Raw genomic sequence first — 13,890 nt, 5'->3', positions numbered from 1 at the left:
AGAGCCGCCGACTGTGGCTGGACGGGAGTATCATTGTCCCCATTGCTGGTCATCGCCGCGCCGGGTGCCGCCCGGCGATCTCAGCGGGCCGTCAGTCGCTCTCTGCCGGAGGCAGGTCATGGCGCGGCCGCTGAAGTGGCTCATGCTCATCGCAATGACAATGGGAATGTGTCTGATGAATGGGCTATTCGGTTGTCTGGCAGCCCCGCGCGGTTCGCGCTTCCGCTGGGGCGAAGGATGTCCCTCTACTATATAGCCGCCAGGAGAGGCCAAAAAGTTAGAAAGCAGCGACAAAAATGTGTCGACACATTTCGACTGAGGGGTGTAAAAGACTGGGTGCTCTGCTGCCTGTGCACACAGAAGGGGAGGGCCTTTTCTACTATGTAGCTGTCGAGGGACCCAGAAGTGTTAATAATCGGACATAAAACAGCAGAGGCAGATCGAACATCTGCCTCTGCCTTGCTTATGCGCAAAAAGAAAAAACCACATAATCTGCATTATGTGGTAAACCATGGCGAAAAGAGGGGTAAAACAGGCAAAAAGGGCCCGGTATCCGCAGATACCGGGCCTAAAAAACGTTTAAAATTGAAATTTCTAAATCTATATGGTCACAAGCGGCCATGTTTTCAGTTACTACATATAGTTACAATGCAATGATAAATATGCCAATATAGTGGCACTGCAAGATTTGGCAGCGGCCATATCGTTGACAACAAGGCCAAAACAAGCTATAATACGCCTAACCTACTGAGGCGGCTTCACGCCGCTTATTTACCACATAATGCAGATTATGTGGTTATTGGAGAGGAAAGCAGATGGGCGTGGAGCTGTACCCGCACAACGAAAAAGCGTATCGGTCCGTGTGCCGCCTGCTGGCGGAAAAGGGTCGCGCCGCTGTGGTCCATCCCACAGGGACGGGCAAGAGCTTCATTGCCTTCAAGTTGGTGGAGGACAACGCCTCCGCCCGCTTTTTGTGGCTGTCGCCCAGCGAGTACATCTTCAAGACCCAGACAGAGAACCTGCGCCGCCTGGCGCCGGGGTTCCCCTTTGAGGCCATTGAGTTCGTTACTTACGCCAAGCTCATGCTTATAGGCGAGGAAGAGATATCCGGGCTGGAAGCGGACTATATCATCCTGGATGAGTTCCACCGCTGCGGGGCGGAGATGTGGGGCCAGGGGGTGGAGCGTCTGCTCCGGTCCCATCCCCATGCCCGGCTGCTAGGACTGTCGGCCACCAGCGTGCGGTATCTGGACAACCAGCGGGACATGGCGGAGGAGCTGTTCGGCGGAGACGTTGCCAGCGAGATGGGCCTGGGAGAGGCCATCGTGCGAGGGATATTGCCCGCGCCCAAGTATGTGACCACGGTCTACAAATACCAGCAGGACCTGGAGGGCTGGCAGAAGCGGATAAACGCCGCCCGGGCATTTGGCATTCGAGACGAGGCCCAGAGATATTTGGACGCGCTGCGGCGGGCGCTGGAGCAGGCAGACGGCCTGGATGTGATATTCCAGCGGCATATTACCAATAGGACTGGCAAGTACATCGTGTTCTGCGCCAATGTGGAGCATATCCGGGAGATGCAGAGCCATGTCCCCGAATGGTTCGGGGGAATAGACGAAAATCCTCATTGCTACACGGTGTATTCGGAGGACCCCAGCACCAGCAAGGCGTTTGGGGCGTTCAAGGCGGACGAGAGCGAACATCTGAAACTTCTGTTCTGCGTGGACATGCTCAACGAGGGCATCCATGTGGCGGGCATCTCTGGCGTCATTCTCTTTAGACCCACGGTGTCGCCGACGATCTACAAACAGCAGATAGGCAGGGCCCTGACTGCCGGGGACAGCGCCACGCCGCTGATCCTGGACGTGGTGAACAACATGGAGAACCTGCTGAGCATTGGGGCTTTGCAGGAGGAAATGACCACGGCCATCCAGCGGATGTACCTCCAAGGAGAGGGCGCGGAAGTGGTGACGGAGCGGTTTGAGGTCATCGAGCAGGTGCGGGACTGCGTGGAGCTGTTCCGTGCGTTGCAGAACAGCTTGACGGGTACATGGGAGCAGTATTACCAAGCGGCCAGTGCATTCTATGCGGAGCATGGACATCTGAATGTGCCAAAGAAATATGTCAGCAATGGTCTTTGCTTAGGCTCGTGGATAACGACCCAGCGGCTGGTGCGGTCCGGACGGCAGGCGGGCAGGCTGACAGAGGAGCAGATAGCCCGGCTGGACAGCATCGGGATGGTGTGGACCAACCGGCTGGAGACGGCGTGGGAGCGGAATTTCCGGTACGCGGAGGCCTATTACAAAGAGCATGGCGACCTGCTGGTGCCGGTGAAGTATGTGACGGCGGACGGTTTCAAGCTGGGGAAGTGGATATCGAACCTGCGGGACCAGTATTTGAACGGGGAGCAGCGGACGGTGCTGACAGAAGAACGAGTCGCCCGTCTCAATGCCATAGGGATGCAGTGGGATGTGTACAGCATCCGGTGGGAGCAGAACTATCTGGAAGCGGCGCAGTACTACAAGGAGCACGGGGACCTGAACGTGCCGGTGGGATACAGGACGGAGACGGGTTTCAACCTGGGGGCGTGGGTGAGGAACCTGCGGCAGACCCATGCGGGGAAAAACCGGAACCGGCCGCTGACGACGGAGCAGGAGAGGCGGCTGGAGGCGATAGGGATGGACTGGGGAAACCGGTTCGAGAGCCAATGGAGCCGGGCGTATGAGGAAGCGGCGCGGTACTTCCGGCAGAACGGGACGCTGAATATGCCGGTGGCGTATCGTACACCAGATGGCTTTGCACTGGGCAGATGGGTCTATAGGCAGAGAAATCTGGTGCAGACAGCGGGCAAAAATGCAGTGCCCATTACGCCCCATAAAATTGAATTATTAAATAATTTAGGTATAAATCAAAAATAAAAACTATCTTTTTTAATTCAAAAACTAATTTGTCATAGAAAAGCATGAACCTAAAAGAGCAGAAACAGATAGGACGATAGGATTGGACCAGGCGACGGAGAAAAGAGAATACACGTCCGTGCAGGCGGGAGCGGCGGTGATACTGCCCTTTGAGAAGAGGGGGGAGTATTACATAGAGCCCTTGGGCCGGATAGAGGACAAGCTTGTGTACAGCTTCATAAAGCGGCTGTTCGACGTCACGGCCTCCGCCGTGGCGCTGGTAGTGCTGTGCATCCCTATGCTCATTATCGGTGCGGTGGTGAGCGCCACGTCCGAGGGCGGGCCTCTGTTTTCCCAGGAGCGGCTGGGGAAGGACGGAAAGCCCTTCCGCATGACCAAGTTCCGCACGATGCGGAAGGATGCGGAGAAGGACGGTGCCCAGTGGTCCCGTGGAGATGACGATACGCGTATCACGAAGGTGGGGTCCTTCCTGCGGAAGGTGCGGCTGGACGAGCTGCCCCAGCTGTGGTGCATCCTGAAGGGGGATATGAGCTTCGTGGGACCCCGGCCGGAGCGACAGGTGTTCTATGACGAGTTTGAGACGTACATCCATGGGTTCCGTGAGCGGCTGAAGGTGAAGCCGGGGCTGACGGGCCTGGCGCAGATCAACGGAGGATATTTCCTGCGGCCGGAGGAGAAAGTGCTCTTTGATGTGGAGTACATCAAGAACCGGTCCCTCTGGCTGGATGTGAAGATATTGGTGAAGACGGTAAGAGTAGTCTTTACTGCTGATGGTGCAGAGTGAGTTAGACGTGGTTTTATATTTATAATAGAAATTCTGTTTATAATATCGCAGAAAATATAGAGGGTATATTAAAGGATTGAACCGCTAGACTACAATAATATTTTGCAGGTAGCAGGTGATTGTATGCGCAAAAAATTGGCATATCTTATTAAACATAACAGTGTAGTGCAGTTAATCTATAGAAATATTATGAGCACACTGTTCCGCTTCGTTGGCCTCTTTGTAAAGACGGATAACACGCTGGTTTTGCTCAACTCGTACGGCGGCGAGCAGTACAGCGATAGCCCTCGCGTCCTTTATGAAAAAATGTTAGTGGATGAGCGATTTCTACAATACCATTTTGTTTGGGCGTTTGAGTCTCCTAAAAAATTTGATGAGAGCAACTGCCCGAGCGTTCATAATAATAGAACAAGCCTTGTCATGATTGATTCGCCAGCTTATTTTATTACGGCACTGAAAGCAAAGATATGGATCACAAATGTAAATATCGAAAGAGGGCTCCACTTTAAGAAGAAATCTGCCATATATTTGAATACTTGGCACGGAAGTGGCTTTAAGAAAAGTGGAAATGCAATTAAAAATAGAAATGACTATGACTTGTCAACAGTGGATATCTTTTGTTGTGATGGCGCTTATATGAAAGATATATTTGTTAAATGGTTCAATGCGAAGGAATCATCAATGCTATATTGTGGCCGCCCGAGGGAAGATGAATTGATCCAATTTACAGATGATGACAGATATTCGGTAAGAAAAGATTTTGGAATTCCGGATAATAAGCGGATGATACTATATATGCCTACGTGGAGAGAATATGGCGTAAAAGAATTGGATTACGATCTTTGGAGGAAACAATTGGGCAAAGAATATATCATATGTATACGTCAGCATCATTTTTCTGAAGGCAAGTGTTCTGCATTTGATCCATCATATATCATAGATATGACAGGCTATCCGGATGTTAACAAGCTTTATCTGGCCGCTGATATATTGGTATCTGATTATTCCAGCGCTTTCTTTGACTATGGCCTTTTAGGAAAGCCGATGTTTTGCTACGGTTACGATTATGAGCGATACTGTGAAGATACCGGGCTGTTTCTGGATATTGAGAAGGATTTTCCTAATGGGGTCATCCGTGACGAAACAAAGCTTATAGAGGCAATTAAAAATATAGATTATCAATCTGAATGCAAAGCGGCATGGGATTATTGCAGAAAGTACGTTACACGCACTGGGAATGCAACGACGATGTGTCTTGACAGACTGACGGAGTTAATCCATTGATATGAAAATAGAGTATGAACGATAATGGGTAACTATGTAATTATATTGGCCGGTGGCATCGGAAAGAGAATGGGATCTGAGATCCCAAAGCAATTCATTGAAATCAAGGGGAAACCCATCATCGCCTATTCCATTGAGAATTTTCAACGCAATCCACAGATTGAAAAAATCGTTGTGGTAAACGTGAAGGACTGGAGCGACAGAGTAAAGGATATCGTTGCGCAATATTCCTTATCAAAAGTGAAATGGATCATTGAAGGCGGAAACACCGGGCATGATTCGATACGAAACGGTGTGTTTTTCCTGAAAGATAAGATTTGCCCTGATGATTTCATCATCATCCACGATTCAGTGAGGCCTATCCTGCCGCAGAAGGCGATAGATGAGGTTATCAGGGTAGCACACGAAAAGGGTAATGCTTCCTCATCGATTGCCTGCCACCCGCCGATCGTTTATACTGAAGATTTTCAGTCCGGCATAACGGATATCGACCGGGAACATGTGATGCTCACGGCATCTCCCCAGGCATACAAATATTCGCTTGCATTAAAGTGTTACGAAAAAGCAGAACAAGAAAACCGACACGATTTTACCTTTACGAGTTCTTTGCTGATACACTGCGGCGAAAGAGTGTACTTTGCTAAAGGGACGTCAAGTAACATAAAAATCACCACAAAAGAAGATTTGGCGCTGTTTGAGGCGTTGCTGAGAGTCCCAGAGGAACTGCTTTATTGTGTTGATAGAGGACGACAGTCATGAATTGTTCTGAGTATTTGGTGGATTTCCTGATAAAACACGGCGTGACCGATGTGTTCGGCTATGCGGGCGGGTATATCGTTCCGTTTATGGATGCGCTTTATAAACGCCGAAATGAGATCAGGACCCACGTCTGCTATAACGAGCAGGGCTGTGCTCTGGCTGCAGATGGATATGCAAGGATGAGCGGTAAGATCGGCGTGTATTTTACGACATCCGGTCCTGGGGCAGTGAACGGTTTGGGCGGATTGGCCGACGCGTGGTTCGATGGATTCCCTGTTATGGGTATTTGCGGGAATGTCCCCACAAACGAAATGAAGGGGTTTTCCGGGATCCGGCAAAATGGCTTTCAGGAGATGGATATCGTCTCTATGACGAGGAATATCACCAAGTATTCTGTGACTGCCTATAGCAGCAAAGGCTTTGCCGACATTGCCAGCCGCGCATATAATATGGCGCTCCTTGGAAGAAAAGGGGGTGTTATCATTGATTTTCCACTCGACGTACAACAAGCCGATACTGCTCGTGGGTAACGGCGTGAGAAGCGCCGGAAAAGAAGCGGTCGATATGCTCCACGAATTCGCAAAGAAAACAAATATCCCCATTTTGACAACGATGAACGGCGTAGACCTTGCACAGGGCGATCTCCATATAGGATTTATAGGGACGCATGGAAACCGCGTTGCCAATATGATCCTCAACGAGTGTGATTTGATTGTATCGATCGGAGCACGCTTGGGGATTCGCCAAGTCGGTAGAACAGCAACAAAATTTGCTCCCAAGGCGGATTTGGTACGCTGCGATATAGATGAATACGAATTGAGCAGGGATATAAAGCCAAATGAGAAAAAATATCACACCGATGCGCGGGATTTCTTAAGAAAACTTTTGGATGAAAATGTCAATGACTATTCCACATGGAAGGGGCGGTGTCTTGAGGCAAAGAGAGCCCTGTCTGAGTATGACAAACAACCAGGGAACAGGGCCGTGGAGAAGATCTCGTCCCTGCTACCGTCTGACCCGATCGTGGCAGTGGACGTCGGAATGAACCAGTGCTGGTGTGCGCAGTCGCTTGAACTGAAAGGCTATAATGGCCGGATACACATTAGCGGCGGGTATGGCACAATGGGTTGCGGCTTGCCCTATGCGATCGGTTCCTGTATAGCCGCAGGCAAAGAACCGGTTTACTGTATTGCTGGGGACGGTGGGTTTCAGATGAATATCCAGGAGTTGGAAACGGTGAAACGTGAAAACCTGCCGATAAAGGTTTTTATTCTGAACAATAGAGTGCTGGGAAAAATCAGTGAGACCCAGCATTTTGACCTTGATGACCGCTTTGCCAACACGACGGCGTCTGGAGGGTACAGTGTGCCGGACTTTTGTGCGATATCTGAAGCCTACGGGATCAGAGCGGCCAATCTTTCGTCCTATGATGAGCTTGATGATTTCGGATCCTGGTTTACCGACAGCGCTCCGTGTCTGCTTGATATCCCCCTGCCGGAGGACAGCCTTCTTACCCCCAAAATTGAGTTTGAAAGCCAGCGGATTAGACCTGAACTGGATGAATCGGTGAGAGTCAAGGTTGAAAAGATTTTAAGTGCACCGTTCATGATGCTGCATTCGGATCGGATGGAGACGGCAACGCAGTCACGTCAATGCCGTACTATAAGCAGATATTTGTGATCGACAACGACATCTCTACCTTGAAATACATACCGCGCGAAATGCTTAGACGCGTAGCAACTCCGCAGGCATATAAATACGGGAAGCTCGACAGGGCATATCATGAGGCGTTTGAGAAAGAGATTGGCATATATGGTTCGTCTTACACAAATACGATGATGGTCGAGCTTGGTGAGCGGCTCTATTTCGCGGCTGGTTCGGACAAGAACATAAAACTCACGACAAAAGACGATTTAGAATTGTTCAAAGGATATATTAAGGCAGGACTGAACAATGAGTCTGATTGATAATGACATATACTTTAGCGACGTAAAGTCTGTTTGCGCTCTTAATTTACCATGGCAAAAGCTTGCAGGTAAGTTGATGCTCATTTCCGGGGCTGCGGGGATGATCGGCAGCTGTTTGATCGACGTGCTCATGCAAAAAAACAAGGACGGCCTCGACTGCAAAGTTTATGCCCTTGGCAGGGATGCCGCAAAAGCAAGATCGCGTTTTGGATATCATTATGACAGTGCGAATTTCGAATTTATTCAATATGATATAAACAAGCCTTTGGCGTGTGATTTTGGTAGGATCGATTACATACTCCATCTTGCCAGTAACACACACCCGGTCGCGTATTCGGGCGATCCTATCGGCACGATCACAACAAACATCATCGGGACCAATAACCTCTTGAAATATGCGGTCGAACACCGAACGGAGCGCTTTATGTTTGCCTCTTCGGTCGAGATCTACGGCGAAAACCGTGGTGACGTTGAAAAGTTTGATGAAAGCTATTCTGGCTATATCGACTGCAACACTTTGCGTGCCGGGTACCCAGAAAGCAAGCGCTGCGGCGAGGCACTCTGCCATGCATATAAAAGGCGATACGGACTCGATGTGGTCATCCCAAGAATTTCAAGGGTCTATGGCCCGACGATGCTGATGAGCGACGCAAAGGCATCCTCGCAGTTCATTCTTAAGGCCGCCGCTGGCGAGGATATCATTTTGAAAAGTTCAGGCGAGCAACTTTACTCCTATTCATATGTGGCGGATGCGGTTTCCGGCCTGCTGACGGTGCTTTTGAAGGGTGAGAGCGGCGAAGCCTACAATATAGCAGACGAGCATTCGGACATACGACTCAAGGATTTTGCAAGGCTTTGCGCGGAGGCTGCGGGAACAAGGGTTGTTTTTGATATACCCGATGCGGACGAGGCTGTGGGATACAGCAAGGCGACAGTTGCGCTGCTAGATAATAAAAAGCTCAAAAGCCTTGGATGGCAAGCAAAAACGGATTACAAGTCCGGAATAGAGAAGACAGTAAAATTGTTGAAATCAAATACATAAAGGATACATTGAAGATCTTAATTGTCACAAACAAAGTAAGAACTTATACATTAGGATACCAGAACTGCCTGGAACCGCTGATGAGTCTCGGCCATAAGGTTGTCTGGGCGGCGGATTTCAGTGATTTTGTTGGAGACTCTGGGGAGATACCCTGTGAGACGACTCAGATAGATATATGTAGAAATCCATTAAAGGCGGGGAATTTGCGCGCGTATAGAAAGCTGTTGCGCTTAATCAAGGATACGCATATTGACGCAGTCTACTGTTCCACTCCGATCGGGGGATTGTTGGGCCGTATCGCTGGCTGGCGTGGGGGAATCAGACCTGTCATCTATGCCGCGCACGGTTTCCTATTTTATAAGGGTGCGCCCTGGTGGTGGAATTTTGTATTTCGGACGGAAGAGAAGGTCCTGGCAAAACTAACAGACGTTCTGATCACGATAAACGATGAGGATATGGCCGCGGCACAGAGCCTTAAACTGCGCGGTCCGGGACATATCTATCAGATCGGTGCCGCAGGCGTCAAAGGACACTACGAGGTCAGCAAAGACAGGGCGCAGATGCGCCGGGAGCTTGGGCTCTCAGATGAGGCGGTCGTATTGGTGTCGGCCGGGGCTCTGAACAAGAATAAGAACTACGGCCCGGTCATATCCGCTTTGTCTACACTGGGGAATAAGAATCTATATTACTTAATTTGTGGAGATGGCATTCTTAAAGAAAACTTGCAGAAACAAATCAAAAAGAAAGGGTTGGAGGGACATGTTATGCTCCTGGGTTATAGAACGGACGCGATAGATATTATGGGATGTGCCGACATATTTGTCATGCCCTCACTGCGCGAGGGCATGCCCCGTGCCACGCTGGAGGCCATGGCGCTTGGGCTGCCCTGCATAGTCTCGAATTCGCGCGGGAATCGAGACTTGATCACCAACGGAGAGAACGGGTTTATATGCGGACCGCGTAATGTAAAGCAGTATGCGGAAGCAATTTCTACTCTTGCTGGGGACGCGGAACTACGCAGAGCCATGGGTGCTAAAAATGCAGCGGGGGGGGGGTATTACCCCGTATACATCGTCAGTTGTTCGTCGTCAGCTATATGGCATTTTTGCCGCGGAACTTGGAAAGGTGAGCGGCAATGAAAATACTGATGGTGACGAACCAGGTAAAACGGTATAACAGCGGTTGTGCGGTCGTTATTGAACCACTTCTGGAATTAGGGCACGAGGTGTTTTGGGCAGCCAATTTTGGGCAGTTCGTGGGAGACATCCGTGAAGTAAGCTGTGAATGCTGTCACATAGACATCCAAAGGAACCCCTTGCATTGGAAAAACCTCCGTGCTTACCGGCAGTTGCTCCAGCTGATAAAACAGCATCAAATCGATGCAATATATTGCAGTACGCCAATCGGGGGATTGTTAGGGAGAATCGTCGGCTGGCGCATGGGTGTCAAAAAGGTCATTTATGCTGCGCATGGATTCACATTTTATCACGGCGCTCCTTGGTGGTGGAATTTCATATTCAAAAGTGAAGAGCTGGCATTAGCTAGGGTCACAGATGTTCTTATCACCATTAACGACGAAGACATGGAGGCTGCACAAAAGTTTAAGCTACGTGGTAAGGGGCATGTATATCAGATAGGTGGTGCTGGAGTAGAAGAGCATTATCCATGTCAGAAAGAGCCGGAGCAGATGCGAAAAGAGCTTGGCATACCGAAGGATGCAATCGTGCTTGTTTCGGCTGGTGCATTGAATAAACGAAAGAACTATGCACCGATCATAGAGGCGATTTCTGTTCTCGAGCAGCAGAAGCTCTTTTACCTTATTTGCGGAGAGGGACCCTATTATAAGCGGTTAAAAAGGAAAATATCGAAGAAGGGGCTTCAGGGGAAAATACGACTTTTGGGTTATAGGACGGACGTTCTGGATGTTATGCGTTGTGCGGATATTTTTGTACTTTCCTCCTTCAGGGAGGGACTGCCGCGTGTCACTATGGAGGCGATGGCACTAGGATTGCCATGTATAGTATCAGATATCAGGGGAAATCGAGACCTGATCACACAAGGGGAAAACGGGTATATTTGTGAGGCGGATAACATTAGGCAGTATGAAGAAGCAATATGCCGACTCGCGGAAGATGGGTGCTTGAGAGAAAAGATGGGTAGGTCCAATGTCGGTAAACTCCGTACATATACAACGAAAGTCGTTCGTCAACAGATGTACGGTATATTTTCCACGGAGTTTAGCGGGGAGAGTGGTGATAAGAGTATTGATGGTAATGAATAAAGTGAAGACTTATGCTCTGTGCTTCCAAAATGTGATTGGCCACCTGACAGAATGAGGTCATGAATCGTCTGGCACGAATTTTCGGATTTTATTGGAGATTTATTGGGCATCCTCATCAGAACCCTACATATCGATATTGTGTCCAACCTAATAAAAGTATGCAATTTGAAGGCTTTTCAGCAGCCACTCCAGATTATTAATGAAAAGAAAATAGAGACAGCCACCTGCAGTACGCCGAATGGCAGTTTTTTGGCCTGCATTGCGGCATAATTGAAAGGTATTTCCCCGGTCATTTATACTGCCTACGGTTTTTGGTGGGTGTGCCGCTTATTAACAGAACGATTTATAAGTGAGAAGAGCGCCTTCTAGCGCACTGGACAGATGTTCTTATCACAATCACGCGCGAGGGCTTTGACGTAGCGCAGCGGTTCCATACCAGAAGTGGTGTGAAACCATATATGCTGCATGGCGTCGGCGTTGAGACTGGGATTATGCCGACAATCGCGCGGAAGGACATGATAAAGGCGCTTGATGCTTTTGTTATCGTATTGGTCGGCGAATTGAATAAAAACAAAAATGTACAGGTCGTTATTTGTGCGATGGCACAGAGCAGAGAACAGAGCGTTTTCTATATCGTATACGGCAGTGGATAGAAAGAGCAACCTTGGAAGAACTGCCATAGCACAGTGACAGGGGAATTGAATGCTCTTCCTGGGATTTAGAACTGACATACCGGAAATAATGTCATGCTTAGATGCATTTGCTATGCCTTTATTTCGTGAAGGAGTACCGCGGGCGTTGTTAGAGACAATGGATTTTAGCCTTCCCTGCGTTGGGTCCAGAACAAGAGGGATTACGAATCTGCTTGAGGAAAATGTTGGAGGATTCCTATGCGATTCGAGAAGTCCGTCCGATTTTGCCAAGGTAATTGCTATATTACTAGGGGACCCGAAGAAACGAATAGAGTCGGGAAGCATAACCGTGGAGTCGTTACCAATTATTCTTTTGAGAGAGTTAGAGAAGAGCAGTATAAGATATATGAAGAAACTTTGAGTGATGGGAAAACCGCGTAAGTCGACAGCTATAATGTGAATATTGAGAATATATCAAAAAAATACAAGATACGATATGGAATAATCTGAAGATGTAATGAAAGTAACTGAGTGGAGACAGAAGGAATGTGGTTTTATATATTATTGATGCTCATTGAAATCGCCTTGTGCAGCGAATACAGAGTTGTAGCTATAAGAGGTAATGAAAAAATCAGTATGTCTCCTGGATGGAACACTAGGTATGATATCGCTATACTTATCTTGATAATCGTTTCTGCAATTAGATATCAAATCGGGTTCGATTTTAATGCATATTTGGGAGTTATCAGAAACTACAAGGGAAAGCAGTTGGCTTGGGTATTAGAGAATGGGTATTTTGAATTATTTGACAATATCATTTTATATGTTGGGGCGATTCTCGACGCGCCGATTATATCTTTTACAATATATTCAATTATTATATTTGGCGGTCTTGGAATCGCTGTAAATAAATACAGTGTTGACAAAGGTCTCTCTATTGTAATTTATATGTCGATTTTTTTGGTTGAAGCCTTCAGCTCAATCAGACAGACTTCTGCTGATATAATACTGCTCTTGAGTTTTGGCTTTATAAAAGATAAAAAACTGGCAAAATTCTTAGTAGTTGTTCTATTTGTGACCGGGTTTCATGCATCGGCGATTGTTGGTGCGGGTATATATGTGGCATATTGGATGTCGTCAACCATATTTATGATGGGATTTGTTGCTCTATTTCTTTTTGGCCGCAGTATAGCCATCTTTATTACGAACGCTTTTTTACCAAAATATAGCCAATATTTAAGTGATGAAGTTATTTATACTACTCATTCTGGAAACTTGTCTAAATTTTTACATTTGTTCCTCCTGTTATATTCAATAATAATGCTCGTATTAATTTATAGAAAGTGCAATGGGGATAGAATTAAACAGATTTTGGGGGTTATCAAGATTTATGCTGTTGGCGTCTTATGTCCATTTGTTTTTGGTGGAGTGACAGGATCTCGTCTAGGTAGATATTACTTGGTTTATATTATTCTTCTATTTCCTTTGTGCACTGAAGTATATCCCAAAAGGCAACGATATTTGATGATGCTTCCCTTTGTTATGATATATATAATTCATTTATATATTACAGCGCTAGGAGGCGACACGGAGTATATTCCATATACTACTTGGTTCAGCGCTGTTGCAGGCTTATAATTCGATGATTTCCATTGTTATATGTTTGAATATAATATATGTAAGTAACGTATCTGCTTTCTTCGTAGATTTTCTTTATCTGTAGTGAGACCTATATGGCAGAATCAGAGCGATTGAGAGGATATACAATGATTATTACAAAAACACCATTTAGGGTATCCTTTTTTGGGGGCGGAACTGATATTGAAGGTTTTTTTAGAGAGAATGATGGGGCTGTATTGTCCACTACAATTGATAAGTATTGCTATGTGAATGTCAGACATCTTCCTCGTTTTTTTGACTATAGTACAGAGCTTTCTTATTCTAGAATTGAGCGAGTCACTTGTATTGAAGATATTAAGCACCCCGCGATTCGGAACGCTATGAAGATGCTGAACATGCACGAATTGCGTCTTACTTATGAGGGCGATCTTCCAGCTCGGTCGGGGTTGGGAACGAGCAGTTCTTTCGCGGTAGGGATGCTGAATGCGTTTTACGCCCTAAAAGGGAAATATGCAGGCAAGGACAGGCTGGCAAGAGAGGCGATCTATCTGGAGAGGACGCTCTGTGATGAGGCAGGAGGCTGGCAGGACCAGATAGCGGCGG

Annotated in this window: 12 protein-coding genes and 1 pseudogene; all 13 read left to right on the top strand. The window is 47.6% G+C overall.

Annotated features, from left to right (window positions below):
- The first annotated feature begins 815 nt into the window (after positions 1-815).
- Positions 816-2,918 (top strand): Helicase associated domain protein, encoded by a 2,103-nt coding sequence (locus tag Q0Z69_RS14880; protein WP_298035187.1) that lies wholly within the window; start codon positions 816-818, stop codon positions 2,916-2,918.
- A gap of 82 nt (positions 2,919-3,000) precedes the next feature.
- Positions 3,001-3,702: a sugar transferase gene (locus Q0Z69_RS14875; RefSeq protein ID WP_298035186.1), complete on the top strand. Its 702-nt coding sequence runs from the start codon at positions 3,001-3,003 to the stop codon at positions 3,700-3,702.
- 123 nt (positions 3,703-3,825) lie between these two features.
- Positions 3,826-4,986: a CDP-glycerol glycerophosphotransferase family protein gene (locus tag Q0Z69_RS14870; RefSeq protein ID WP_298035185.1), complete on the top strand. Its 1,161-nt coding sequence runs from the start codon at positions 3,826-3,828 to the stop codon at positions 4,984-4,986.
- 24 nt (positions 4,987-5,010) lie between these two features.
- On the top strand, positions 5,011-5,745 hold the full coding sequence (locus tag Q0Z69_RS14865; RefSeq protein ID WP_298035184.1) for a 2-C-methyl-D-erythritol 4-phosphate cytidylyltransferase: 735 nt from the start codon (positions 5,011-5,013) through the stop codon (positions 5,743-5,745).
- A complete protein-coding gene (locus tag Q0Z69_RS14860) occupies positions 5,742-6,275 on the top strand; it encodes a thiamine pyrophosphate-binding protein (protein WP_298035183.1) in 534 nt (177 codons plus the stop codon). The genes Q0Z69_RS14865 and Q0Z69_RS14860 overlap by 4 nt, the downstream gene beginning before the upstream one ends.
- Positions 6,220-7,425, top strand: coding sequence for a thiamine pyrophosphate-binding protein (locus Q0Z69_RS14855; RefSeq protein ID WP_298035182.1), 1,206 nt, complete (start codon positions 6,220-6,222; stop codon positions 7,423-7,425). The genes Q0Z69_RS14860 and Q0Z69_RS14855 overlap by 56 nt, the downstream gene beginning before the upstream one ends.
- Positions 7,422-7,712 (top strand): 2-C-methyl-D-erythritol 4-phosphate cytidylyltransferase, encoded by a 291-nt coding sequence (locus tag Q0Z69_RS14850; RefSeq protein ID WP_298035181.1) that lies wholly within the window; start codon positions 7,422-7,424, stop codon positions 7,710-7,712. Before Q0Z69_RS14855 ends, Q0Z69_RS14850 begins: the two co-directional genes overlap by 4 nt.
- A complete protein-coding gene (locus tag Q0Z69_RS14845) occupies positions 7,699-8,754 on the top strand; it encodes an NAD(P)-dependent oxidoreductase (protein ID WP_298035180.1) in 1,056 nt (351 codons plus the stop codon). The genes Q0Z69_RS14850 and Q0Z69_RS14845 overlap by 14 nt, the downstream gene beginning before the upstream one ends.
- Positions 8,685-9,893 (top strand): glycosyltransferase family 4 protein, encoded by a 1,209-nt coding sequence (locus Q0Z69_RS14840; RefSeq protein ID WP_298035179.1) that lies wholly within the window; start codon positions 8,685-8,687, stop codon positions 9,891-9,893. Before Q0Z69_RS14845 ends, Q0Z69_RS14840 begins: the two co-directional genes overlap by 70 nt.
- Positions 9,890-11,035 (top strand): glycosyltransferase family 4 protein, encoded by a 1,146-nt coding sequence (locus Q0Z69_RS14835; protein ID WP_298035178.1) that lies wholly within the window; start codon positions 9,890-9,892, stop codon positions 11,033-11,035. Before Q0Z69_RS14840 ends, Q0Z69_RS14835 begins: the two co-directional genes overlap by 4 nt.
- A 702-nt stretch (positions 11,036-11,737) precedes the next feature.
- A complete protein-coding gene (locus tag Q0Z69_RS16935) occupies positions 11,738-12,088 on the top strand; it encodes a glycosyltransferase (protein WP_367272330.1) in 351 nt (116 codons plus the stop codon).
- Between the two features lie 125 nt (positions 12,089-12,213).
- Positions 12,214-13,305 (top strand): EpsG family protein, encoded by a 1,092-nt coding sequence (locus tag Q0Z69_RS14830; protein WP_298035177.1) that lies wholly within the window; start codon positions 12,214-12,216, stop codon positions 13,303-13,305.
- Between the two features lie 128 nt (positions 13,306-13,433).
- Positions 13,434-13,890 (top strand): annotated as a pseudogene (locus Q0Z69_RS14825) (kinase); the annotation flags it as partial.

Origin of the sequence: uncultured Dysosmobacter sp., assembly GCF_947631165.1 — a bacterium.
Lineage (GTDB): Bacteria > Bacillota > Clostridia > Oscillospirales > Oscillospiraceae > Oscillibacter.
The sequence above is the reverse complement of the archived record's forward strand: the minus strand, read 5'-3'. Positions and strand labels throughout refer to the sequence as shown.

Coding starts and splice junctions, on each gene's coding strand:
- Q0Z69_RS14880 (WP_298035187.1), top strand. CDS start 816: ATGGGCGTGGAGCTGTACCCGCACAACGAAAAAGCGTATCGGTCCGTG.
- Q0Z69_RS14870 (WP_298035185.1), top strand. CDS start 3,826: ATGCGCAAAAAATTGGCATATCTTATTAAACATAACAGTGTAGTGCAG.
- Q0Z69_RS14865 (WP_298035184.1), top strand. CDS start 5,011: ATGGGTAACTATGTAATTATATTGGCCGGTGGCATCGGAAAGAGAATG.
- Q0Z69_RS14860 (WP_298035183.1), top strand. CDS start 5,742: ATGAATTGTTCTGAGTATTTGGTGGATTTCCTGATAAAACACGGCGTG.
- Q0Z69_RS14845 (WP_298035180.1), top strand. CDS start 7,699: ATGAGTCTGATTGATAATGACATATACTTTAGCGACGTAAAGTCTGTT.
- Q0Z69_RS14840 (WP_298035179.1), top strand. CDS start 8,685: ATGGCAAGCAAAAACGGATTACAAGTCCGGAATAGAGAAGACAGTAAA.
- Q0Z69_RS14835 (WP_298035178.1), top strand. CDS start 9,890: ATGAAAATACTGATGGTGACGAACCAGGTAAAACGGTATAACAGCGGT.
- Q0Z69_RS16935 (WP_367272330.1), top strand. CDS start 11,738: ATGCTCTTCCTGGGATTTAGAACTGACATACCGGAAATAATGTCATGC.
- Q0Z69_RS14830 (WP_298035177.1), top strand. CDS start 12,214: ATGTGGTTTTATATATTATTGATGCTCATTGAAATCGCCTTGTGCAGC.